Genomic DNA, 20,693 nt, shown 5'->3' with positions numbered 1-20,693 from the left:
TTGGCCTAGCGTAAATTATCCCCCGGCGACCTCATCTGTATGGACTTCAAAATTGGCAAGACTTGTCGGCCCAAAGGTGGTGGTCAGAGCTGCGTCAGTCGCATCCCGCCCCCGCGCCATCAGGATGCGACCGATCCGCGGTGCGTTATGGCGCGCATCGAAAGTGTACCATTCACCGCCCAAATAGACATCGAACCAGGCAGAGAAGTCCATTGGTGCGTCGACCGCCGGTACGCCGATATCACCGAGATAGCCGGTGCAATAACGCGCGGGGATATTCATGCAGCGGCACAGGGTAATCGCCAGGTGCGCGAAGTCGCGGCAGACGCCGATCTGCTCCTGATAGCCTTCCCAAGCCGTGCGCGACGACCGCGCGTGATGGTAGCCGAACTCGATATGATCATGCACGAAAGCGACTATCGCCTGCACACGGACCCAACCGGGCTGCGTGGCACCGAATAGCGACCAGGCTGTCTCGGCGAGCCGGTCGGTTTCGCAGTAGCGGCTGGCGAGCAAGTAGACGAGGATGTCATCGGGCAGATCCTCGATCGCATGCTGGATCGCGTCCGGTGCGGCAGGATCCGGCTGTCCATCGTCCTCAATGGTGAAATCGCAGGCCAAGGTCAGCCCGCCGCTTGGGATCGTCACGCGCGAGCAGATATTCCCGAACTGGTCGATATAGTCGTAGATCGGCACCTCCGGCGTCGTGACGATCCGATGCGGTGTGCGCAGATCCTTGTTTCGCGAGGGGTGAATGCTGAGCGCCGCCAGCATCGGCGTCGCCACGTCGCTTTCCAAACGGATGTTGTAGCCGGCCCGGATGAGCATTCAGGAAACTCCAGAAGACAGGGTTGGCGGGGTCGAGCCGGACGGCTCTGAGATCTCGACATGGGCATCGACCGAAACGTCCATGCCGAGGTAGCTTCCGGGAAAACCCGACCACGTCCCGGAGACAGGGATAGCCTGATAGATGTCGCGCGCGACCGCGACGCGGATGAGGCCGCTTGTGCCGGTGATCGCGTTGGTCGGGTCGAACTCCACCCAGCCCGATCCCGGTAGGTAGACGCGCACCCAAGCATGGGTGTTGCCGCCGCCGAGCCGCCGGCGACGGCCCGAGGGATTGTAGACGTAGCCCGAGACGAACCGCGCAGCGAGGCCGAGCGCGCGCACGGCCTCGATCATCAGCATTGCGTAGTCACGGCAAGTGCCGGTCTTGCGCTCCAGCGTTTCGAGCGGCGTCTGAGTACCCTTCTGATAGCGCGGCAAGTAGGTAAACTCTCGCTTTATCGCGCTCGTCATGTCGGTGAGCATGGCGAGCGTGCTCGCGTCGGGGGCGCCGACGAAGCGCCTGGCCCAGGTATCGATCGCGCGGGCCGGATCCAGATGCTGGCGCTCGATCGAGCGTAGGAGATCCGGCATTTCTTCAGAAGAGTAGGTGAAGGGATAGGTTCGCGCGTATTCCTCGATGTGAACGTCCTCGAGCTCGCTCGGATGGTGGATTAGGCGGGCAGTACTCTCGATCCGCAGATAGTCGGCGCGGTGATCGAAGGTGGCGATGGCCACCGCATTGCCGAAGACGTCGTGGAGCCAACGAACGGAGCTTGGCTCCGGATCGATTGCAAGCTCGGCGGTCAGGAGGTGCTGGTCATAGCTCTCGCGCGGACGCACCATGAGCCTATGCTCGCCGAAACGCACCGGCTGGCTGTAGGTATAGGTGGTGACGTGTGACAGGTTTACCAAAGGCATCGGAAATCCACGAAGCATGACAAGCAGTTCGAGCCGCGGCTTGCTCACTTTTCGGGATGCTGCGCCGGTCAGGATCACTAACCGCAGCGGAAGTTCATTGTTCCTGCTGCTGGGCGATCACGCCGGTAATTTGGTCCCCGAACGCCTCGACAACCTCGGCCTCGCCGCGCAGGAGCTCAGCCGACACATCGCACTCGACATCGGGGTGTCGCGTCTCGGTCAGCGGCTCTCTGCGATCCTCGACGCGCCGTTCGTCGAGCAGCGCTATTCGCGGCTCGTCATCGACTGCAATCGCCAAGTCGGCCATGGGGGTTCGATTGCGCAGGTCTGCGATGGAACGGCCATTCCTGGCAACATCGGCTTGTCCCTGCGGAGCGCGCAGGAGCGCATCGACGCGATATTTCTTCCCTATCACGCGGCGATCGCGGGCCTGCTCGCCGAGCGTAACGCCGCTGGACGGGCGACAATCCTGGTATCGCTCCACAGCTTCACGCCGCGGCTTGGCGAAATCGACAGGCCTTGGGAAATCGGCGTGCTGCATTCGGAAGGCAACACGCGTTTCGCCCAAGCTGTGCTTGCGTCCCTACAATCCATCGAGGGTTTGACGATCGGAGACAACGAGCCCTACCGGATGGACGAAACCGATTTCACCGTTCCAAGCCATGCCTTCGCGGCGAAAATTCCATACGTCGAACTCGAGATAAGACAGAACGAGATTTTCGACGAGCGGGGATGGGAGCGTATCGCCCGGATTTTGGCGCAAGCGATGGAGGAAGCGAAAGCCTCTCCCGATGTTTGAGCAGACCCGATGCTTAGTCCTCCAATAGACGGCGTTTAGGATTTGATTCCCCTGTGCGCGTGCGCCAGCACCGGTCCGTGAAAGCGCGGCAGCGATATCATTTCCTGTTGCACCGATCTGACAGTTTGCTCGTAGGCCGGCGCGGCCTTTGCGGGCGGAGGAACGGTCACAAAAGGTGCAAGTTTATCGGCAAGGCGATGCTCGGCTTCCATACGATGTCGCGCCATGGCCTGGCAGAGCGGACTATCATCGCCGGCTCGGTGCCAGAACCCTGAGATATCCGCCAATATCTCGCGGAGTGCATTTGCCGCTTCTCGGTCGGCATCTGTCATCGTGTGCATTGCTGAGTCCAGGCTGTGATCGTCATCTGCTCATACAACGACGGGATACAGGTCACAGTTCCAACGCCAGTGGTGGAACCAACTGAAGCATCAACCCGCGCCAATCACGCTCGAACTCACTGCCGCACAATCAACATGCCTAATCCAGGCCCTGCCTTCCAGAAATATCTGGCGATGAGTACTCAGACCGTCCAATGCAAACTGATCGCCTTGGAGCGTGGCGGCCACCTGCAGTTTATTCAGGACGTCGGCGCCGCGTGTCACACGCCCGGCTGCATTGTCCCAGCCATCCAGCGTATCGCGCAGCGAAAGAGAGAACGATGGTGGCGCCTTGTCGTCTGCAAATGCTGCGTTCCCGCTCGAAACGCATAGGGCGCCGACCATTCCAGGGACCAGCGGCGCGAAGTGGCGCACGCTATTCTCGCGCCGGATCAACGACGCTCTGGCGTAGCGCTTCGATTTCCTGTTCGCCTTTGCTTTCGAGCCCAATGAGCGCGTCTCGGGCATGGATGTTCGATTTGATTAGCTCATCCAGCTTTGCCTGGAGAGCCGCGCCGTCGCGATTTTGTGTGGCCTGGAGGATCGGCAGCAATAGCAAAGTGACAACGCTGAGGCCGAGGTTAGCGCCATTCAAGAAGTGATCGTCGCCTGAAACATAGGCTGCGACGCCTATGAGTGCCAGGAGAATGCAAATTCCAAACATCGCTGGCCGGCCGGTGAATCGAGCACACCCAGCCGTCAGGCGGTCAAATAGCTTGCGCACAGGTTTGTCCTAGCTGCTTCGCCAGTCCCGGACGTTCAGGGCCGCAGCAAAACGCCAGCGACGCTACCGAGCTACGAAATCGACAATGTTGATGCAGGAGATCAGGCCGCCGCGGCTTTGCGCGCCTTTACCTTTGCGTGGTGATGTCCGATTGCCGCGCCCGCGGCGGCCCCTGCCACCGCATGGCCGTGCCCAACCATGTGACCGGCGGCAGCGCCCACGACTGCCCCCTTAACCGCACCTTTGGCCTCAGCAGATCCGGAAATGCCGACCGCAGAAATCAACGCCAATGTTCCGATAAGCTTCTTCATAGCTCGCTCCCACTGGCAATGCCCTGCATCACTAAACTGGCGATTCCAGCGCATGTTCCGAGGCCGTCCACCATGCGTCGAGCCGTAGGCAAATATGATCGGATAGATCCGAAGTCTGGCCGCGTCTGGCTTGCTGGCGCACCTCGGCCGAGACGACTGAAGGGGTGGCAGCTTTCGAGAGAATGAAATTGACCTTCGAACAGCAGCAATGTGGGCGCAGATCGACCTCACGTTCAGCTGACCAGCGAATTTGCCTTTCGCGACGAAGTGCAAAACTGCCTCAATCCTGCGGCCGCTCGAGCGTATCCGTGTCGAGAAGCTTGAGATCCGAAATATCGAAGCGCTCTGTTCGCCCTTGCTTTGCCCAAGGCGTACCGCGCTTTCCATCGGGCTGGAGCCAACCAAGAGGCGGCCGCTCGCAAAGACATTCTGCTCGGTCTGTAACCGGATTGTAGCCGGCGGGTATCGAGAGGATGCGCCAAACGTCTCCCGGATCACGCCGGACGAGATCGCCGATTTTCAGTTGCAGCTTGGCCATGGAGTACCCTTCACGTCCCTTTGCGGAAGCATAGTTGGCACGCCGGGCCGATGCACGAAATGATGCCTTCGCCGTCGAGCCGCAGATCAAGCGATCGGTTCTCCGGCACCATTTTAGGCACCATGGAGTACGCTCTGATAGACTGGGTCCTCAAGCGTCCGGCCCGCTCCGATCGCTACACAATTGAGCGGGTTATCCGCGACGCGGACAGGCAGCCCGGTGGCGAGGGCCAGAACTGTATCGATCCCGGTGAGAAGCGAGCCTCCTCCCGTCAGGATGATACCACCTTCGATGATATCCGCTGCGATCTCCGGCGCCGTGCTTTCAAGCGTGCTGCGAACGACCTGAACGATCTGGCCGACGCAATCGGCCAGAGCGTCTGCGATTTCGACCTGGGTGATAGCGATCTCTTTGGGTCTGCCCTGCCCTATATCGCGGCCCTTGATCAGCGCCGTCGTTGGCTTGGCCGCGGCAGCGTCGTCGACCATCGCCGCTCCCAGCGTCTTCTTAACACGCTCCGCGGTCGCCTCCCCGATCAGGAGATTGTGATGCCTGCGAACATGCAGCGTGATGGCCTCATCCATGCTGTCGCCGCCTACCCGGGCCGACATGCTCATGTTCATGCCGCCGATCGAGATCACTCCGACCTCGGTCGTCCCGCCGCCGATATCGACGACCATAGATCCCACGGGATGCGTAACCGGCAAATCTGCCCCGATCGCAGCCGCCATGGGTTCATCGATCAACCACACCTTTCTGGCGCCCGCGTTTGAGGCAGCATCGCGAATGGCCCGGCGCTCCACCTGGGTTGAACCGGAAGGCACGCAGATGACGATTTCAGGCCCAACATGAAAGAAACCCTGTCGCCCCAGCGCCTTGCCGATGAAGTGCTTGATCATCTGCTCTGCGACTTCGAGATCGGAGATAACACCGTTGCGCAGGGGTCGAACCGTTTTGATGTTCTCGGGTGTCTTGCCCATCATCAGCTTGGCATCTTCGCCCACGGCCAGGACACGCTCGATCCCATCGACGGTCTCGATGGCAACGACCGATGGCTCGGCAAGAACTACTCCCGTACCTTTCACATAAACAACGGTGTTTGCGGTACCAAGATCGATGGCCAGGCCGGCCGGCGTTAGGGAGAACAAATCTAATATCGACATTGCGGCGTGAGATCTCTCAAAGATGAAAACTGGCTCGACAGCCACAATCGCGGCCGGTGACAATGTGCCAGGCAGGAAACGCGCCGCTCGCATCGGTTGCGATATCCGGCCGCCGGTACCGCCTACTCGCTCTGGCCGGAGATAGCGCGCTCAATCGGCCTTTCGAGGCAAAATGCCATTACAGGCGTTGAAGATTGGCAGGCTTTCCGAGAAGCCGTCGGGGCCAAAATCGGGGTGGGTCGGCCGATAGTGCCCGTCGCGCTCCCGACGCTGCGCCGCCCATTCTGCCGCACTGCAGCAACCGCGTGCCTTTAGCCTTCGGTAGGTGTACTGAGCGCTATCGCCAGCTCCGATCTGGCATGCCGGCGCCTGAGAGACATCGCTCGTGCTCCCGCCCAAAAAGGGAAGCGGTGCAGTGGCTCACTTCAAGCTGATACCATTGAATAACCAGCTAAGATGCATCGAGTTTGATGCCGTTAGCGCCTCATCCATCCTGGAAATCGCCATGCGCTCAGCGCTTGGTGAGACCGATGTCTACCGTGACGGATCCTACCAATGCACCGTCAGTCACGGCCGGCGCGGCGTCTGGCACATCGCACAGCGCAAGGCAGCGCCCAGGTATTCGGGGATTGTCGCGGGGCGAGGCGCGAGGCCAATCGGAGTCGATCCGAAGGCGCAATTTATGCGCCGACTGGAGATGGCCTGAGACCGAAAACCCCAAGGAATGTTTGGCCCGTGCAATGCATGCTCGCGCTGCAGCCAAGACCGAAGTCCTCGAAAACGTTCGCGAGAAGCATCTCGCAGCTGCCAAGGCGTGGGAATTGTTGGCGACACAAGTCTCACGCATCATCCAAGCTCGCCTTGAAAAGGCAGCTTGTACAGGGAGCCGGTAGGTCGACGGCCTCAAGGGCAGGGCACCCCGTGCTCACGGATTTGAACGCGGCTTCGCTAGTCGGTCGTCGCTCCTGTTCTCAGCCTGAGGAAGGCTCGGCAGGCCGGGGCTGATGGAGAGTTGCCCGCGTGGACGGCCGGTGCTGCGCTGAGTGTGTTCTGCCTGTTTGAGGGCTTAAGAAAGGGGACCGCGGGAAGCGCCATCACGAGGCAGCAAGGCCCGTTCTGGTACTGGACGTCGATGGGTCTTTTTGCCGCCAGCTCTCTGGCAACTTCCTACCCGATCATCGTTGCGGCATTCAGATATTCTGGTGCCTGAAAGGCTGACTGCAGGGAGTTCTGCAATTTCCTCGCAGATTTAATGTCGCACGTGTAGCCAAAACCCGGGCATTCGCCGCCGCGCCTGGCTGAGGACCAACGATCATGAAATGCGCATGGCGAGTAGGGACGATACTCATGGTTCTGCCCGTGGCCGCGCCGGCCTGGAGTACAAGCGACCCCGGGATCGAAAATCTCGCGCTGTGCCGTGACTCCTGGCTGGACTGGAAGAGCATCGCGCCTGCCAAGTTACAAAGTTTCGGCGCCTTTCTGCGTTCGGACTTCACGCACAGCGAAAATGACGCGTTTTTCACGCCAAAGTCGGCCATGTCTGTCGGTGGGCTTAAGGTCACCCAGGTGTTCCCGGAGAGTATCGGCATGGGCCTGGGCTTTTCAGTCATGGTCGATGCGTCATTCGACGTGGCCAAGCAGGCGCTTGAGCGAGATCTCGGCAAGCCGCTCCAAGGCTGCGAAGCCAGCGACGGAATGCGAACGTGTGAACTCTCGATCGCAGAACAGCGGACTGTCATGCTGATGTCCTATGATGAACCGAACGACAAGACGACCTTGGTCGGCTGCTACTACTTCTACGAGAAATGAAGAGCCGCACCCTGATCCCCCTTTCAACACTACGACTGCTCAACGCGCGAGTGCCCGACGCGATGACTGCTATGTTGGCAATGATCACCGCGCTGGAAGCTCCGGACGCCGTGAATATCCGACAGCTTTCAGGGACGCAATTTGCGCCGTCGGATGTCTGCTATGTCGGCGGATCTTGCTTCAGACTTGCGGCATTTCAGCCGGGCAAGATGGGAGGACGCTTCATCGCCAAAAGCTCCCTGAGTTCCTGACTATCTTCCGTTGATGAAATTGGCACGGTCAGAAATTTCCCGTCAGGATATATTTTGGCCTCGTCATAGATTTTCACCAGTTCCGGGCGCCAGCGCGACCGCCGATCGTCGAACTTCTCGCGTTCCACGCCGCCCAGCACCACAATCGCAGAAAGTTGCCTGTATTCAGGGACAAAAGGTGCAGAAGGCCTTGATGTTTTTGTAACGAAGCGACCAGCCCTTGTTCTGCCCGCCATACAACCATTCAGGCATGAAAAGGCCAGGGTAGAATTGCTCGATCCAGGCCCGCAGTTCGAGCCAATATGCGAATGCCTCAGTTCCGATCCAAGAATGGACCATTTCGTCATCGGGTATTGCCGATTTGTCGGTGATCCTCGCACCGATGCGAGGTGCATCTTCCATCTCTATTGCTTCCGTCATTTCGTGTTTACGTCCACCCGCGCCGGCGACACGTTCGCGTTCCGACGTGCGTAAGTGGCAAGTCCCACGACCCCGTAGCCTCCGACGAACGACGGATGCTACGGGGGACAGTTCCGGTCAGAGTGAGCCTGCTGGCCAGACAGCCGGAAAGTCTTTCTCGGGGTCGAAGACATTGTTGAAGAAGTTCGTCAGCGAAAACATCGCGACCAGAGCAACGATCTCCATCACATTGGCATGGGTGTAACCGGCGCCGACGACGGCCTCCAAGTCGGCGTCCGTGACGTGACCACGAGTTTCGATGACCTTGCGCGCGAATTGGACGGCGGCATCCCGCTTCGGCTCGCTGGCATGGCCTTTTCGAGCGAGAATGATCTCGTCTTCCGGCAGTTTCGCCATGTGCTCGGCCGTGTAGCTGTGAACGGTCAGGCAGTAATTGCAGCCATTCACTTCGGACACGGCGAGGCCGATGCTGTCGCGGGTCTTCACGTCGAGCGCCTTGCTGAGCGATCCGAGCAGTGTCGCCCACGCATTGAAGGCGATCGGGCTATGCGCGAAGGCCGTCATCATGTTGGGCGTGAAGCCAATATTTTTGGTGAAGGTGTCGAGCGCGGGCCTGGATTCGGCCGGGATGTGTTCCGGGCGCAGTGCGGTAGTGCGGGGCATGGTGGTCTCCTGAAGATATTGAGTTACTGTCGGAAAATTATGCGAAATGGAGGACGTCGAGCACCGGGAGCCGCGGCTTCTGCGGCCAGTTCCCCTGACGCTCAGGCCCTACGGACAAGAGCAGCGCCGGCACCTCGTTGTCGGCGAGACTGAACTCGCGGGACACCGCATCGAAGTCGAACCCAATCATCGGTGTCGATCCCCAGCCGAGTGAGCGAGCAGCGTAGATTATCGCGGCGGCGCCAAAGGTGGCGGTGCGGATTGCCTCGTCCCGCTGGAGCTGCGCATTGCTGTCGTAGAGACCTCGCGCCGGATTTTCCCATTCGGGGATCAGATGCGCCGGCATGATGCCTGCCTCGACGACAGGAGCCAGGCGATGCGGAACGACGCTGGCATCGGCTAGTTGGCCGATGATGATGATGAAGGTGACCGCTGCTTCGGTGATCGGCGGCTGGCTCCAGGCGATCGGACTGAGGCGCGCTTTCGCCTCCGGCGTTCGGACGGCGATGAAGCGCCAGTTCTGCAGATGGAATGAAGTCGGCGCAGAAGTTCCGATGCGCACGAGTTCACGAATTTGCTCGTCACTGAGCACCGCCGTCGGATCATAATACTTGGCCGCACTTCGACCGAGAATGTTTTCTATAACCTGGTTTGTCATGGCACATTCCTATTCATGGATTTGACGGGCCATTTCTAACCGCGGGCAGCCATTTCCTTCGAGACGCGAACGGCTCAAATAAGTGCTCCGAACGCTCAAAATTGCCGGAGTCATTCGATGCCCACAAAAGGCTACGCGGTTTCGCGTGCCTGACGACGCCATTGGCCGGGCGTCATGCCCATGGTCGCGCTAAAAACGCGCCGAAAAGCTGAAACGGATTGATACCCGACCAGATCGGCGACGGCTTCAGTGCCAACCCCAGGCTTCTTCAGCTCGTTTGCCGCTAGGCTCATGCGAATGTCGATCAACAGGTCGGCGGCTGAGCGCCCGAGCTTGTCCTGGAAGTGGCGAACGAAGGTCGCGCGCGACATGCCGCATAGGCCTGCCAGGTCTGGCTGGCTCCAGGCGCGCGCCGGGTCGGCGAACATCGCCGAAATGGCGGGAGCGAGACGAACGTGACCAGCTAGCGCCAAGAGACCTTCGGAAACCTGGTTCGATGCGCTTGCCGCTCGAAGCACCAGAGCAAAAAGCGCCGAAGAGAGTGAGTTCAGGACGGCTTGGGCTCCGGCCTTGTCACCGGCGGACTCCATCCGCATCAGCCCGACGAGGTCGGCCAGCTGCGTAGACGCCGGGACAGCGCCAGGAGGATCATCGTCGTTTCCGGCCCGAACGATCAGATCTGTTGGCAAGTAGCTGCGGATCAGGCGATCGTGCGGTGGCCCGACGAGGAACCGGCCGCACAACATGTCGAGTGGCTCGCCATGGCTGTCGTTTTCGCTGACCATCAGTCCTGCCACGAAGCGCTCGTGCGTCGGGGCAGGCGCATTTCCGCTGCCATCGTGAAGCACGTGCGACGAACCATGTGGCAACAGGACGATATCTCCGCCTGCCAGCTCTCTGACGGTCCTGCCTTCCGGATCTTCGATAATGGCCTTTCCCTTGAGGACGACGTGATAGGGAATCTCGCGGGCGGGAGCTCGGTCCCAAGCCACGCGCCATGGCGCGCCGTAGGCGCAGCGCACCTCGATCCGGCCGCTGATCGTGATCATCTGAAGGAGTGTGCTCAACCAGTCGACTTGCGACATAAGACCTCGGAAAGGCGAAGCGTTGAGGCGCAGCGCTTAGCCCGCTTCGCCGCATGCGGACCGCGGGGAGGACGACGCCATTCTGCGCGGCAGGAGCCGTCCCCCCTTCCGCGCCCTCAAGGGTGAACGCAAATGACCGTCTTGCCTGGTCGCCTCTTGGTCGGATTGAAGGCAACGACAGCCTCTTCCAGAGGCACAACCATGCCAATGTTTGTCCGCAGCCGCCCGTCCCTGACCCGCTGGACGATCTCGGTCAGTTGGGCCCGATCGGCCTCAACGACGAAATCGATCGCCAAACCTTCTTTCGGTCGTACGTCGGACGGTCCGACAATGGACACCAGCGTCCCACCGGCCCGAACCAAGCGCGCCGATCGTGCGGCAATATCGCCGCCAATGAGATCGAACACGAGATCGACTTCGCCGACATCTTCCAGTCGCTCGTTGTCGAGATCGACGAATTCATTGGCTCCGAAATCGAGCGCAGCCTGGCGATCGGCGCCGCGCCCCGTGCCGATGACATAAGCCCCTAGCTCACGTGCGAGTTGGGTCACCATTGAGCCGACCGCCCCCGCCGCGCCATGCGCTACGACCGCCTGCCCTGCCCGAAGCTGGCCGTGCACGACCAATCCCTGCCACGCCGTCAGGCCCGAGATCGGCAGACTCGCTCCTGTCGCAAAATCGACATCACCCGGCAGCGGCGCGAGATTGCGCGCCTCGATTGCCGCGTACTCCGCCAGAGTGCCGTCGCGCGACCAATCCGAAAGGCCGAACACCCGCTGCCCTACCGATAGCCCTGTCGTGCCGTAGCCGAGAGCGGTGACCACGCCGGCCAGTTCGTGCCCGGGGATCGAAGGCGTCCGGTCGCGGTCCAGGCGGTCCGTCCAGGTAGAAGGCCAATCGAGCTCCGTGTTGACGAAGCCCGCTGCATGAATCTGAACGACGACATCGTTTATCGACGGTTGCGGCGCAGGCCGTTCCACCAGCTTCATCCCTGCCGTTCCAGCAGCTAGGTCCGTCACCACGATCGCCTTCATGGCCATACTCTCCTCGGTCAATTTTTCGAACCCAAGATGGCACTCGCTGGATCAAGGGAAAGGACCAAGAACGCGGAAAATTCCTGCACTACGACTGGGCTACCAGCACAGGTCGCATCAGCCACTCCAGCTTGAAGCCAGGATTACGCTGCACATGTCGATCCGCCGGAACTGCGGATCCTTGAACGCCAGCACATCGTCGTTGAACGTTCCGAACGTGCTGTCCGGGCGATGCTTCATGCCCTGATAGAAGGCGTCGATGATCCCGTGCTTGAAGTCGTCCTCGCGCGGAAAGGCAGCGACGACCGCATCGCGCTGGGCATCCGTGAACGTCTCGTAGCCACGGCCAGCGACGTCCATTCCGGCGCCTGCCTGCACCAGCGCGATCTCGGGGCGTATGAATTCCGGGATGCCCGGCGTCGTATGGAGCGCAACGGCGTTCCATACCGTCTCGACATTGCGCTCGGAGATCCCGCGCTGCCTCAGGAAATCGCGGGCCGCATTGGCCCCGTCCACTTCGAAGCGATGATGGCTATGTCCGTAGTGCTCGGTAAGGCCGATGTCGTGGAACATCGCCGCGGCATAGAGCAGTTCCGGATCGAAGCTGAGACCGGTCCGCGCGCCCATAAGGGCGCCCCAGCAGTAGACGCGCTGGGAATGGCGGAAGAGCAGGTCGCTTTCCGTGTCGCGGATGAACTGCGTCACCTCGCGTGCGAGCTTGCTGTCTGGAATCTTCATCCCCGCTCTTTCGGCGATCGTCATGGCTCCGCCCCCATCAGCTTTCGTGGACCGCCTGCGGCCTGTTGCGGAAGCTGATTGCCATGCGGTTGTAGCCGTTCATCAGGCTGATCGCGATCGTGAGGTCGACGAGTTGCTTCTCGTCGAACACGGAGCGCGCGGCTTCATAGGCGCTGTCCGGCACGCCCGTCTCAGCGACGAGGGTTACGCTCTCGGCCCAGGCCAGGGCGGCGCGTTCCACCTCGGTGAACAGGCTGCCACCTTCGCGCCAGGCTTGAACCAGCGCCAGCTTCTCGATCTTAACACCCTTTTTGACGAGGTCGCGCGTGTGCATGTCGAGGCAATAGGCGCAGCCGTTAATCTGGGAGACCCGCAAGTAGACCAAATCCACCAGCTCGGCGTCGAGGCCGCTCTGCATGACGTAGGCATAGACCCCGCCCAGCGCCTTGGCGCCGCCGGGTGCGACCCGGTTATAGTCCAGTCTCTGCGACATAGGTTCGCTCCTCTTCGGTCCTACTTCAAGGGGGGTGGTGAGCGTTTTGTCATCGGAATCGACGACGAAGACTGCGAGCAGCCTGGCGGGACTGCTGCTGCTGGCATTGCGGCTGACGCTGTGGGTCGCGCCTGGCGGCTCGGACCAGCTCTCGCCGGCGCGATAGACCCGCGTATCGCCGTCGTTCACTTTTGACTCGATCGCGCCCGCGACGACATAGGCGAAGATAAAAGCGGACTTGGCATGGGCGTGCGGCGGAGAGGCCGCACCCGGCGCGTAGTCAACCTCGACCGCGACCAGCGACTTTCCCGGGATGTTCGGGATCGCCTGGTCGAATTTTGGCGTGACAGTTTCGGCGCGGCCGTCATGCGCCGCGGCTGGCCCCGCGATCGCAAGAGCAGCGCAGGCAAAGGCAGTGACGAGGGTGCGGGGCGTCATCGGCATTCTCCTTCCAATGGTCACTTTGCGGCGGCCCAGGGCGACTTCAGCATCAGGCTGCTGAAGTCCCGGCGGCGGAAATCGGGATCCTTGTAGGCCATAACGTCGGCAAGGCCGGTGCCCTGGGTCGTCTCGGGCCGATGCTTGAGGCTGTCGTAGAGCGTCTGCAGGAAATCCTCGGCAAATCGCGGAGGATGGGGATGCACTGCATCGACGGCGCTCCGCTGGGCGGCGGTGAAGTCGTTGTAGCCGGCGCCGACCAGATCCATGTTCGCAGCTTCCGCAAGCAATGCGGCGATCGGATGCAGATGCGGCGAGACCCCGTTCGTCGTGTGCAGCGCGATCGCGAACCACATCTTCTGGCTTTCGGCTTCCGAGACGCCATGTTTCCGCAGGAAGTCTCGGGCCGCGTTCGCACCGTCGACCTCGTAGCGCAGGTGGCTGCCACCATAGCCGGCAGTCAGGCCGAAATCGTGGAACATGGCCGCGATGTAGAGCAGTTCGGGGTCGAACTTCAGGCCCTTGCGCCTGCCGGCCAGAGCCGCCCAGTAATAGACGCGTACCGAGTGCTGATAGAGGAATTCGCCTTCGGCGCTGCGCACGGCCTCAGCCGCGTCGCGCGCCAATGGGCTGGCGGGAATGGCGACTTCCGACAGATCGCCGACCGTGGCGGCCTCCGCCGCATCTGCGGGCGTGGGCCTTGCGATCGCGAGGCTGAGGACTGCACAACCGGCAGCAAGGATGCCGAGGCCTTTCATGGGCTTTCTCCAACTACCCGTTCAAGATGCGCCCCACTTGGGCTACAGAAAAGCACCAAGAACCCCAATAAAGGCTGGACCACGCCGGCATGACCGAACCCTTCGAACTCGCCCTTGATCGCTCGGCGAGGACGCCTCTGGCCGAACAGATACGATGCGGTATCGTCGCAGCGATCGAGGGCGGCGTCCTGGAACCGGGCGCTCGCCTCCCTTCATGGCAGGATCTCGCCGCCCAACTCGGCGTCGCGCGCGGGACTGTACGGACCGCCTATGAGAAACTCTCGGCGGCCCAGCTGATCGAAGCCTCGCGTGCGGCGGGGACACGCGTCGCCCGGCGGCCGCGCGCGATCATTCATTCCGCAACGCCACCGGATGAAGGCGGGTTCATCGGCCTGTATCAGGAGATGACGCAGGGCCCAGCGCTCTTCCAGATGGGCATTCCTGCGACCGACACCTTCCCCGCGACCCTGTTCACTCGGCTCCGCGCGCAATCGGTCCGCGCGGAGGCAAGCTCGGCCCCGCTCTACCCCGATCCCCGCGGCGAATTGGAACTGAGACGCGAAATCGCCGGCTATCTCGCCGTCGCGCGGGGGATCACCTGCCTGCCGTCCCAGGTCTTCATCACGGCCGGCTTCTCAGGCGGGCTTGGCCTCGCGCTCAGCGTCCTCAAGCTCGCGGGCCGGACAGCTTGGTTCGAAGAGCCAGGCTTTCCGTGGTCCCGAAAGGGCCTTGAGCTCGCAGGCCTCAGCGTCGCCCCGATACCTGTGGATGCTGACGGTATCGACATCGATCGCGGCATCCGGGACCATCGCGATGCCAAGCTAGCACTCGTGACCCCGGGCCAGCAGGCACCGCTCGGCTTCACGCTTTCACTCGAGCGCCGGCTCCGCCTGCTCGAATGGGCTGCCGCCAATTCCGCCTGGATCATTGAGGATGACTATCTCAGCGAACTGCAACTGGCTGGCAGGGCAGCGCCGGCACTCGCGTCGCTCGATCGGGACGGCAGGGTCATCCACATCGGATCATTCAGCAAGACGATCAGCCCAAGCCTTCGGCTCGGCTTCCTTATCGCGCCGGTCGAGCTGACCTCCCGGTTCGCCGACATTGCCGCCTGCCTGGCACCAGCCCCGGCGCCCGCGCTGCAACGCGCGACGGCAGAGTTCATCCGCGAGGGCCACTACATGCGGCACCTGCGCCGAACGAAGCGCGCCTACGCTGCCAAGCGGCAGGCGATCCTCGATTGCCTGAGCATGAGCGCTGACGCGAATCAACTCGCTGCGCCCGGCCTTGCCGTTCTGCTCAGATTGCCGCGCGGCGTCCCGGATGTTGCTGTCGCCCGCGAACTCCTTGCCTTCGGCATATCACCTTCACCGCTCTCGGCCTGGTATGCCTCAGCCGACAACGCCGGGACCGGCCTGCTGCTTGGCGTCGCGACGGCGCCGACGCGAAACATCGACCTGACCTGCGGCAGGCTCTTCGACGTCATCGACCGCTTCGAAGCTCGCGGGCGCGCTTGAACCCTCCTTTGCCGTCCGAGCCCCTACGACGGCTTCGCAGGGGAACAGGCGGTGGCCCTCACCCACCTCATGGGCGTGATGCGCGCGCCAGTCGATCAACGCTTCCAGGATGGGCCGCATGCTTTGGCCAAGCGGGGTCAGAAGATACTCGACCCCTTGCTCGTGGACGGCGCAGTCTTGTCGCACCAGCATGCCATGCTCCTCGAACGCCCGAAGCTGCTCGATCAAGACTTTCTGCGAAATGCCGGCGATCCGGTTCTGCAAGTCGCAAGTACGTTGAGGCCCCTCCAGCAGCGTGTGCAGGAGCACCGCTTTCCAGCGCCCCGAAAGGATCTTGAGCGCACGTTCCGCGGGCAGGCCGGGCAATCTGTTGATGAGCTTCATAGGCCACCACTTACCAAACGGTGTGTAGATGGTCGCGGCCGCCGGAAAGTGAACCTCCGATCAAATCTGATCGAAGGAAAATGCAATGACAGACTTGTTCGAGCCCCATCTGCTTGGCGGCATCGTTCCGCTCAAGAACCGCATCGCCATGCCGCCGATGACCCGCACCCGGACATCCGAAGGCGACATTCCCAACGCCATGATGGCCACTTACTACGGCCAACGTGCCGGCGCGGGCCTCCCGCGGCTCTCACCGTCATTACGGGTCTGACGAGTGTCGTCCTTCTCTCGAACGCGCTCCGCACTTTACCGGTTGGGACCGGCTACGCTGTGCGGACGGGTATCGGTGCGGCAGGCACCGCAATCATCGGCATCGCACTCTTGAGTGAGTCCGCGTCGCCCCTCAAGATCTTGTCCATCGCACTGATCCTCGCAGGCGTGATCGGGCTAAAGCTCGTCGGAAATGGACAAGCGCTGGACTTGGCACCTTCACGCCCACCCAAGTAATTTCAGCGCAAGGCAGCAGAGATGCGGCATGAACGAATGACCGCTTTCAGGGAGCGGGTAGCGCCGGCTGAATGTCGGCTTTGTCGGCACTGACCGCCAAGCCAAATAAGCTGGGACTTCCTACGGTATCAGGGCGTGATGTCGGGCGCGGGCACGAGAAGTGGCTTGCCCTTTTCCACGATATAGGTCGCGAGTTCCGCGCCATTGGTACTCCCGCGGTTGCGCGCCATATGCGCCACGCCAGCGGGGACGAAGAGAATCTGTCCTGCCTTCAGCGTGACGGGCTGGTGTCCCTCAAGCTGATATTCGAGCGTCCCCTCGATTATGTAGATCACCTCTTCACCAGGATGTCTGTGCCACGGCGCGACAGCGCCGGGGGCAATATCAATCCGCGCCTGAACTGTCTCATGCCCGGCAATCGAGAGATCGTGACGTTGAAGATCCGTGCGCGTGACACCTCCAGGGGAAACCTGCGCTCCAGACGGGGCGGAGAACGTGACAACCGTAGCGGCGAGCAAAGCCTCAATATAGCCCTTCATCACGATGATCCTGAAAGTCGCGCGCCGGATCCCGAGATTGGACGGAAGGCGCATCTCCGGCTTTGATGCGCCTTCCTTTGATGCGTCAGCCTGCAACGGAACGGTGCGGCAATTTCCAGCCCGGCCGGGGGAAATGGCAGGTGTAACCGTTCGGAATCCGCTCCAGATAGTCCTGGTGCTCGGGCTCTGCCTCCCAGAAATCGCCAGCTGGGGTCACTTCGGTCACGACCTTGCCCGGCCAGAGCCCCGAAGCCTCGACATCGGCGATAGTATCTTCGGCAACCCGCTTCTGTTCTTCGCTCGTGTAGAAGATGGCCGAGCGATAGCTGGCGCCGATATCGTTGCCCTGCCGGTTGACCGTCGTCGGGTCGTGGATCTGGAAGAAGAACTCCAGCAGAGCGCGGAAACTAGTCTGGTCGGGGTCGAATATGATCTCCAGCGCTTCGGCATGGTTGCCGTGATTCCGGTAGGTCGCGTTGGGCACTTCACCGCCCGAATAGCCGACGCGGGTCGAGATTACGCCGGGCTGCCGGCGGACGAGATCCTGCATGCCCCAGAAGCAGCCCCCGGCGAGGATAGCGCGTTCCTGGTTCATGCCACGTCCTCCACCTGATCGAGATAAGCGCCGTAGCCTTGCGCCTCCATTTCGGCGCGGGGGACGAAGCGGAGCGAGGCCGAGTTGATGCAATAGCGCAGCCCGCCACGATCGGGCGGACCGTCGTCGAAGACATGGCCGAGGTGGCTGTCGCCGCCTGCCGAGCGCACTTCGGTGCGGATCATGCCGTGCGTGTTGTCCTTGAGCTCGCTGACGTTCGCTGGTTCGATCGGCTTGGTAAAGCTCGGCCAGCCGCAGCCCGATCCGTATTTGTCGGATGATGCGAACAACGGTTCTCCGGATACGATATCGACGTAGATACCGGATTCCTTGTTGTTCAGGTATTTACCGGTGCCGGGCCGCTCGGTGCCGCTCTGTTGCGTCACGCGAAACTCTTCGGATGAAAGGGCGGCGACGGCTTCTGTTGTCTTGCGATACTGGGTCATGAATGCCTCCATTGCGCGCGGGTACATATGGTACCTCGCGCATGTCGATGAAGGTGGGCGCGACACCTGCGGGGAATGCAGGTGCCGCGCCCAAGCTCCGCCCGGCAACGGTCAGACCGAGCAAAGCGAACGGAAGCCTTCCCGGAGATCGTGGACCGGCAGTTCGGGCTGTTCCCAGGAGGCGAAGTGACCGCCCTTCGCCGGCTGGTTGTAGTAGACGAGGCCCGGATATGCCTGCTCGGCCCACGCGCGCGGCGTGCCGTAGATTTCGTCAGTGAAATCGCTCACAGCCACCGGAACCTTGACGCCTTTGGGGCTGAAAAAGCCGGTCTTGTTTTCCCAGTAGAGACGGCCCGACGAGACGCCCGTATTGGTCAGCCAGAACGGCGTGACATTGTCGAGGACATCGTAGGGGTCGCAAGTTCAATCCTTTGCTACGCCCACCATTCGCCAGGCTTGAAAAGGCGCCGCACCCGGGGCGCCTTTTTCGTTTTTATCGGGTACGGCAAGGACATCCGTCCTTGCCTTGCGGCACCCGTCAGGCTGGAAAGGCCCTTACTTACCCTGCCAGTTAGGCTTGCGCTTCTGGGCGAAGGCGGTGGCGCCCTCGCGCGCATCCTCGGAGGTGAAGACGTGGGCGATGTAGGGGCCCTGCTTGGCATTGATCTCCGACACGTCCCAGAGCCAGGAGTCGCGCACGATGCCCTTCGATGCGGCGACCGCCAGCGGGCCGTTCTCGGCAATAGTGCGCGCCAGTTCGCGCGCCGCCTCGATCGCCGGGCCGTCGGTGACGCGATTGACCAGCCCCAGATCATAAGCGCGCTGCGCGGTGATCGGATCGCCGGTCAGCGCAAGTTCCATCGCCAGCGGACGCGGCAGCAGGCGCGGTAGCTGGACCACGCCACCGCCCGCGGCGACGAGGCCGCGCTTCACTTCGGGGACGCCGAACTTGGCGTTGACGTTGGCGACGATGAGGTCGCAGGCCAGCGCCAGTTCCATGCCGCCGGCGAGCGCGAAACCGTCGACCGCGGCGATCACCGGCTTCTTCGGCGTCCAGTCGGTCAGCCCGCCGAAACCGCGCCCCGGCACGACCGGCATCTCGCCCGAAAGGAAGCCCTTGAGGTCCATGCCCGAGCAGAAGGTGCCGCCCGCGCCGGTCAGGATCGCGCAACGCAGGTCGTTCTCGGCATCGAGCCGGTCCATCGCCGCGGAAATGCCCTCGGCAGCGGCTTTCGACATGGCGTTGCGCGCTTCGGGCCGGTTGATCGTCACCTCGATGACGCCGTCGGCGACGCTGACCAGAACTTCCTCGCTCATCGAATGCTCCTCTCGTGTTTCGTTACCTCGAAGTGGCCCGCACTTGCGCCCCTGTCCAGTCGATATTAGCGCCGCGGTTGGCCTTGCCAGCCGGTTTAGGACGTGTCAGAGGCTCCCCGTTTTCCAATCCCCGGGAGTGTTGAGCGCTATGGCTAAGATCAAGGTGAAGAACCCCGTCGTCGAGATGGACGGCGACGAGATGACGCGGATCATCTGGCAGTGGATCCGCGAGCGGCTGATCCTCCCCTACCTCGACATCGACCTCAAGTATTACGACCTGTCGATCGAGAAGCGCGACGAGACCAACGACCAGATCACCGTCGATTCGGCCAACGCGACCAAGGAATTCGGCGTCGCCGTGAAGTGCGCGACGATCACGCCCGACGAGCAGCGCGTCGAGGAATTCAAGCTCAAGAAAATGTGGAAGTCGCCCAACGGCACGATCCGCAACATCCTGGGCGGCGTCGTCTTCCGCGAGCCGATCGTGATCTCGAACGTGCCCCGCCTGGTGCCCGGCTGGACCGACCCGATCGTCATCGGCCGTCACGCCTTCGGCGACCAGTATCGCGCCACCGACACGCTGATCCCGGGCCCCGGCAAGCTGCGCATGGTGTTCGACGGCGCCGACGGCAAGACGATCGACCTCGAGGTATTCGACTTCCCGACCTCCGGCGTCGCGATGACGATGTACAACCTCGACGATTCGATCCGCGACTTCGCCCGCGCCTCGATGAACTATTCGCTCAACCTCGGCTGGCCGCTGTACCTGTCGACCAAGAACACGATCATGAAGGCCTATGACGGCCGCTTCAAGGATCTGTTCGAAGAGGTGTTCAACGCCGAGTTCAAGGCCAAGTTCGACGCTGCCGGCATCACCTACGAGCACCGCCTGATCGACGACATGGTCGCCTCGGCGCTCAAGTGGTCGGGCAAGTTCGTCTGGGCCTGCAAGAACTACGACGGCGACGTCCAGTCGGACACCGTCGCCCAGGGCTTCGGCTCGCTGGGCCTGATGACCTCGGTGCTGCTCTCGCCCGACGGCAAGACCGTCGAGGCCGAAGCCGCCCACGGCACGGTCACCCGCCACTACCGCATGCACCAGCAGGGCAAGTCGACCTCGACCAACCCGATCGCCTCGATCTTCGCCTGGACGCGCGGCCTGATGTACCGCGGCAAGTTCGACGACACCCCCGACGTGGTGAAGTTCGCCGAGACGATCGAGCGCGTCTGCATCGAGACCGTCGAAGCCGGCAAGATGACCAAGGATCTCGCGCTGCTGATCGGTCCCGACCAGAACTGGCTGACGACCGAGGGCTTCTTCGAGGAAATCGTCAAGGGCCTCGACGCCGAAATGGCGAAGTGGAACTAAGCCTCACGCCC

At 61.9% G+C, this 20,693-nt stretch carries 29 protein-coding genes and 1 pseudogene; 7 read left to right on the top strand and 23 right to left on the bottom strand.

The window, feature by feature from the left end:
• Positions 1–15 precede the first annotated feature (15 nt).
• Together KRR38_RS30080 and KRR38_RS30075 are read right to left on the bottom strand one after the other, a co-directional pair.
• Positions 16–828 carry a transglutaminase family protein gene (locus tag KRR38_RS30080; RefSeq protein ID WP_217407038.1) on the bottom strand — a complete coding sequence of 271 codons (813 nt, stop codon included), beginning with the start codon at positions 826–828 and terminating at the stop codon, positions 16–18.
• Positions 829–1,746 carry a transglutaminase family protein gene (locus KRR38_RS30075; protein ID WP_217397443.1) on the bottom strand — a complete coding sequence of 306 codons (918 nt, stop codon included), beginning with the start codon at positions 1,744–1,746 and terminating at the stop codon, positions 829–831.
• A gap of 16 nt (positions 1,747–1,762) precedes the next feature.
• Here KRR38_RS30075 and KRR38_RS30070 point away from each other — a divergent pair, with 16 nt between their 5' ends.
• Entirely contained in the window at positions 1,763–2,545 is a 783-nt protein-coding gene (locus tag KRR38_RS30070; protein ID WP_217397441.1) for an N-formylglutamate amidohydrolase, read from the top strand.
• Between the two features lie 35 nt (positions 2,546–2,580).
• Here the strand turns inward: KRR38_RS30070 and KRR38_RS30065 are convergent, their stop codons facing one another.
• The 6 genes from KRR38_RS30065 to KRR38_RS30040 all read right to left on the bottom strand — a co-directional run bounded on the left by KRR38_RS30065 (position 2,581) and on the right by KRR38_RS30040 (position 5,661).
• Positions 2,581–2,877 carry a hypothetical protein gene (locus tag KRR38_RS30065; RefSeq protein WP_217397439.1) on the bottom strand — a complete coding sequence of 99 codons (297 nt, stop codon included), beginning with the start codon at positions 2,875–2,877 and terminating at the stop codon, positions 2,581–2,583.
• A gap of 99 nt (positions 2,878–2,976) precedes the next feature.
• Positions 2,977–3,321 (bottom strand): hypothetical protein, encoded by a 345-nt coding sequence (locus KRR38_RS30060; RefSeq protein ID WP_217397437.1) that lies wholly within the window; start codon positions 3,319–3,321, stop codon positions 2,977–2,979.
• Entirely contained in the window at positions 3,302–3,649 is a 348-nt protein-coding gene (locus tag KRR38_RS30055; RefSeq protein WP_217397435.1) for a low affinity iron permease family protein, read from the bottom strand. The genes KRR38_RS30060 and KRR38_RS30055 overlap by 20 nt, the downstream gene beginning before the upstream one ends.
• A 101-nt stretch (positions 3,650–3,750) precedes the next feature.
• The gene (locus KRR38_RS30050; protein WP_217397433.1) at positions 3,751–3,960 is read right to left on the bottom strand and encodes a hypothetical protein; all 210 of its coding nucleotides are present in this window, start codon (positions 3,958–3,960) and stop codon (positions 3,751–3,753) included.
• 280 nt (positions 3,961–4,240) lie between these two features.
• Entirely contained in the window at positions 4,241–4,498 is a 258-nt protein-coding gene (locus tag KRR38_RS30045; RefSeq protein ID WP_217397431.1) for a hypothetical protein, read from the bottom strand.
• A 113-nt stretch (positions 4,499–4,611) separates the two neighbouring features.
• On the bottom strand, positions 4,612–5,661 hold the full coding sequence (locus KRR38_RS30040) for a rod shape-determining protein (protein ID WP_217407050.1): 1,050 nt from the start codon (positions 5,659–5,661) through the stop codon (positions 4,612–4,614).
• A gap of 1,347 nt (positions 5,662–7,008) precedes the next feature.
• Here KRR38_RS30040 and KRR38_RS30035 point away from each other — a divergent pair.
• Together KRR38_RS30035 and KRR38_RS30030 are read left to right on the top strand one after the other, a co-directional pair.
• Entirely contained in the window at positions 7,009–7,470 is a 462-nt protein-coding gene (locus tag KRR38_RS30035; protein ID WP_217397429.1) for a hypothetical protein, read from the top strand.
• Positions 7,467–7,721: a hypothetical protein gene (locus KRR38_RS30030; RefSeq protein ID WP_217407542.1), complete on the top strand. Its 255-nt coding sequence runs from the start codon at positions 7,467–7,469 to the stop codon at positions 7,719–7,721. The genes KRR38_RS30035 and KRR38_RS30030 overlap by 4 nt, the downstream gene beginning before the upstream one ends.
• Here KRR38_RS30030 and KRR38_RS37950 read toward each other — a convergent pair.
• The 9 genes from KRR38_RS37950 to KRR38_RS29985 form a co-directional block, all read right to left on the bottom strand.
• Positions 7,667–7,957, bottom strand: a complete 291-nt coding sequence (locus KRR38_RS37950) for a DUF3788 family protein (protein ID WP_375293401.1) — start codon at positions 7,955–7,957, stop codon at positions 7,667–7,669. The two genes, KRR38_RS30030 and KRR38_RS37950, sit on opposite strands and share 55 nt — an antisense overlap.
• Positions 7,887–8,141: a DUF3788 family protein gene (locus KRR38_RS36590; protein ID WP_254515043.1), complete on the bottom strand. Its 255-nt coding sequence runs from the start codon at positions 8,139–8,141 to the stop codon at positions 7,887–7,889. The genes KRR38_RS37950 and KRR38_RS36590 overlap by 71 nt, the downstream gene beginning before the upstream one ends.
• A 117-nt stretch (positions 8,142–8,258) precedes the next feature.
• Complete coding sequence (locus KRR38_RS30020) at positions 8,259–8,804, bottom strand: carboxymuconolactone decarboxylase family protein (RefSeq protein ID WP_217397427.1); 546 nt, start codon at positions 8,802–8,804, stop codon at positions 8,259–8,261.
• Between the two features lie 37 nt (positions 8,805–8,841).
• Positions 8,842–9,462, bottom strand: coding sequence for a nitroreductase family protein (locus KRR38_RS30015; protein WP_217397425.1), 621 nt, complete (start codon positions 9,460–9,462; stop codon positions 8,842–8,844).
• Positions 9,463–9,593: 131 nt separating this feature from the next.
• Positions 9,594–10,547, bottom strand: a complete 954-nt coding sequence (locus tag KRR38_RS30010) for an AraC family transcriptional regulator (RefSeq protein ID WP_217407037.1) — start codon at positions 10,545–10,547, stop codon at positions 9,594–9,596.
• 116 nt (positions 10,548–10,663) lie between these two features.
• Positions 10,664–11,581 carry an NADP-dependent oxidoreductase gene (locus tag KRR38_RS30005; RefSeq protein WP_217397421.1) on the bottom strand — a complete coding sequence of 306 codons (918 nt, stop codon included), beginning with the start codon at positions 11,579–11,581 and terminating at the stop codon, positions 10,664–10,666.
• A 117-nt stretch (positions 11,582–11,698) separates the two neighbouring features.
• A complete protein-coding gene (locus KRR38_RS30000) occupies positions 11,699–12,343 on the bottom strand; it encodes an HD domain-containing protein (RefSeq protein ID WP_217397419.1) in 645 nt (214 codons plus the stop codon).
• A 13-nt stretch (positions 12,344–12,356) separates the two neighbouring features.
• Complete coding sequence (locus KRR38_RS36585; protein ID WP_254515041.1) at positions 12,357–13,250, bottom strand: carboxymuconolactone decarboxylase family protein; 894 nt, start codon at positions 13,248–13,250, stop codon at positions 12,357–12,359.
• Between the two features lie 20 nt (positions 13,251–13,270).
• Positions 13,271–14,008, bottom strand: a complete 738-nt coding sequence (locus KRR38_RS29985) for an HD domain-containing protein (RefSeq protein ID WP_254514571.1) — start codon at positions 14,006–14,008, stop codon at positions 13,271–13,273.
• 89 nt (positions 14,009–14,097) lie between these two features.
• Here KRR38_RS29985 and KRR38_RS29980 point away from each other — a divergent pair, with 89 nt between their 5' ends.
• Positions 14,098–15,525, top strand: coding sequence for a PLP-dependent aminotransferase family protein (locus KRR38_RS29980; protein ID WP_217407036.1), 1,428 nt, complete (start codon positions 14,098–14,100; stop codon positions 15,523–15,525).
• Positions 15,526–15,609: 84 nt separating this feature from the next.
• Here KRR38_RS29980 and KRR38_RS36580 read toward each other — a convergent pair.
• A pseudogene (locus KRR38_RS36580) lies at positions 15,610–15,909 on the bottom strand (winged helix-turn-helix transcriptional regulator); the annotation flags it as partial.
• An 85-nt stretch (positions 15,910–15,994) separates the two neighbouring features.
• Between KRR38_RS36580 and KRR38_RS29975 the strand changes: the two are divergent.
• Complete coding sequence (locus KRR38_RS29975) at positions 15,995–16,180, top strand: hypothetical protein (RefSeq protein WP_217397410.1); 186 nt, start codon at positions 15,995–15,997, stop codon at positions 16,178–16,180.
• Entirely contained in the window at positions 16,168–16,416 is a 249-nt protein-coding gene (locus KRR38_RS37945) for a DMT family transporter (RefSeq protein ID WP_375293447.1), read from the top strand. Before KRR38_RS29975 ends, KRR38_RS37945 begins: the two co-directional genes overlap by 13 nt.
• A 128-nt stretch (positions 16,417–16,544) precedes the next feature.
• Here KRR38_RS37945 and KRR38_RS29970 read toward each other — a convergent pair whose 3' ends face one another.
• The 5 genes from KRR38_RS29970 to KRR38_RS29950 all read right to left on the bottom strand — a co-directional run bounded on the left by KRR38_RS29970 (position 16,545) and on the right by KRR38_RS29950 (position 19,313).
• The gene (locus KRR38_RS29970) at positions 16,545–16,955 is read right to left on the bottom strand and encodes a cupin domain-containing protein (RefSeq protein WP_217397408.1); all 411 of its coding nucleotides are present in this window, start codon (positions 16,953–16,955) and stop codon (positions 16,545–16,547) included.
• Between the two features lie 85 nt (positions 16,956–17,040).
• On the bottom strand, positions 17,041–17,550 hold the full coding sequence (gene msrA / locus KRR38_RS29965; RefSeq protein WP_217407035.1) for a peptide-methionine (S)-S-oxide reductase MsrA: 510 nt from the start codon (positions 17,548–17,550) through the stop codon (positions 17,041–17,043).
• Positions 17,547–17,996: a peptide-methionine (R)-S-oxide reductase MsrB gene (gene msrB / locus KRR38_RS29960; protein ID WP_217397399.1), complete on the bottom strand. Its 450-nt coding sequence runs from the start codon at positions 17,994–17,996 to the stop codon at positions 17,547–17,549. The genes msrA and msrB overlap by 4 nt, the downstream gene beginning before the upstream one ends.
• Positions 17,997–18,107: 111 nt before the next feature.
• Complete coding sequence (locus KRR38_RS29955) at positions 18,108–18,284, bottom strand: hypothetical protein (protein WP_217397397.1); 177 nt, start codon at positions 18,282–18,284, stop codon at positions 18,108–18,110.
• 267 nt (positions 18,285–18,551) lie between these two features.
• Positions 18,552–19,313 carry a crotonase/enoyl-CoA hydratase family protein gene (locus KRR38_RS29950; RefSeq protein ID WP_217407034.1) on the bottom strand — a complete coding sequence of 254 codons (762 nt, stop codon included), beginning with the start codon at positions 19,311–19,313 and terminating at the stop codon, positions 18,552–18,554.
• Positions 19,314–19,461: 148 nt separating this feature from the next.
• On the opposite strand from KRR38_RS29950, the gene KRR38_RS29945 reads away from it, so the two are divergent.
• Positions 19,462–20,682: an NADP-dependent isocitrate dehydrogenase gene (locus KRR38_RS29945; protein WP_217407033.1), complete on the top strand. Its 1,221-nt coding sequence runs from the start codon at positions 19,462–19,464 to the stop codon at positions 20,680–20,682.
• Positions 20,683–20,693 lie beyond the last annotated feature (11 nt).

Origin of the sequence: Novosphingobium sp. G106 (genome assembly GCF_019075875.1) — a bacterium.
Classification (GTDB): Bacteria; Pseudomonadota; Alphaproteobacteria; order Sphingomonadales; family Sphingomonadaceae; genus Novosphingobium.
This window is presented reverse-complemented; position numbering and strand designations above follow the sequence as displayed.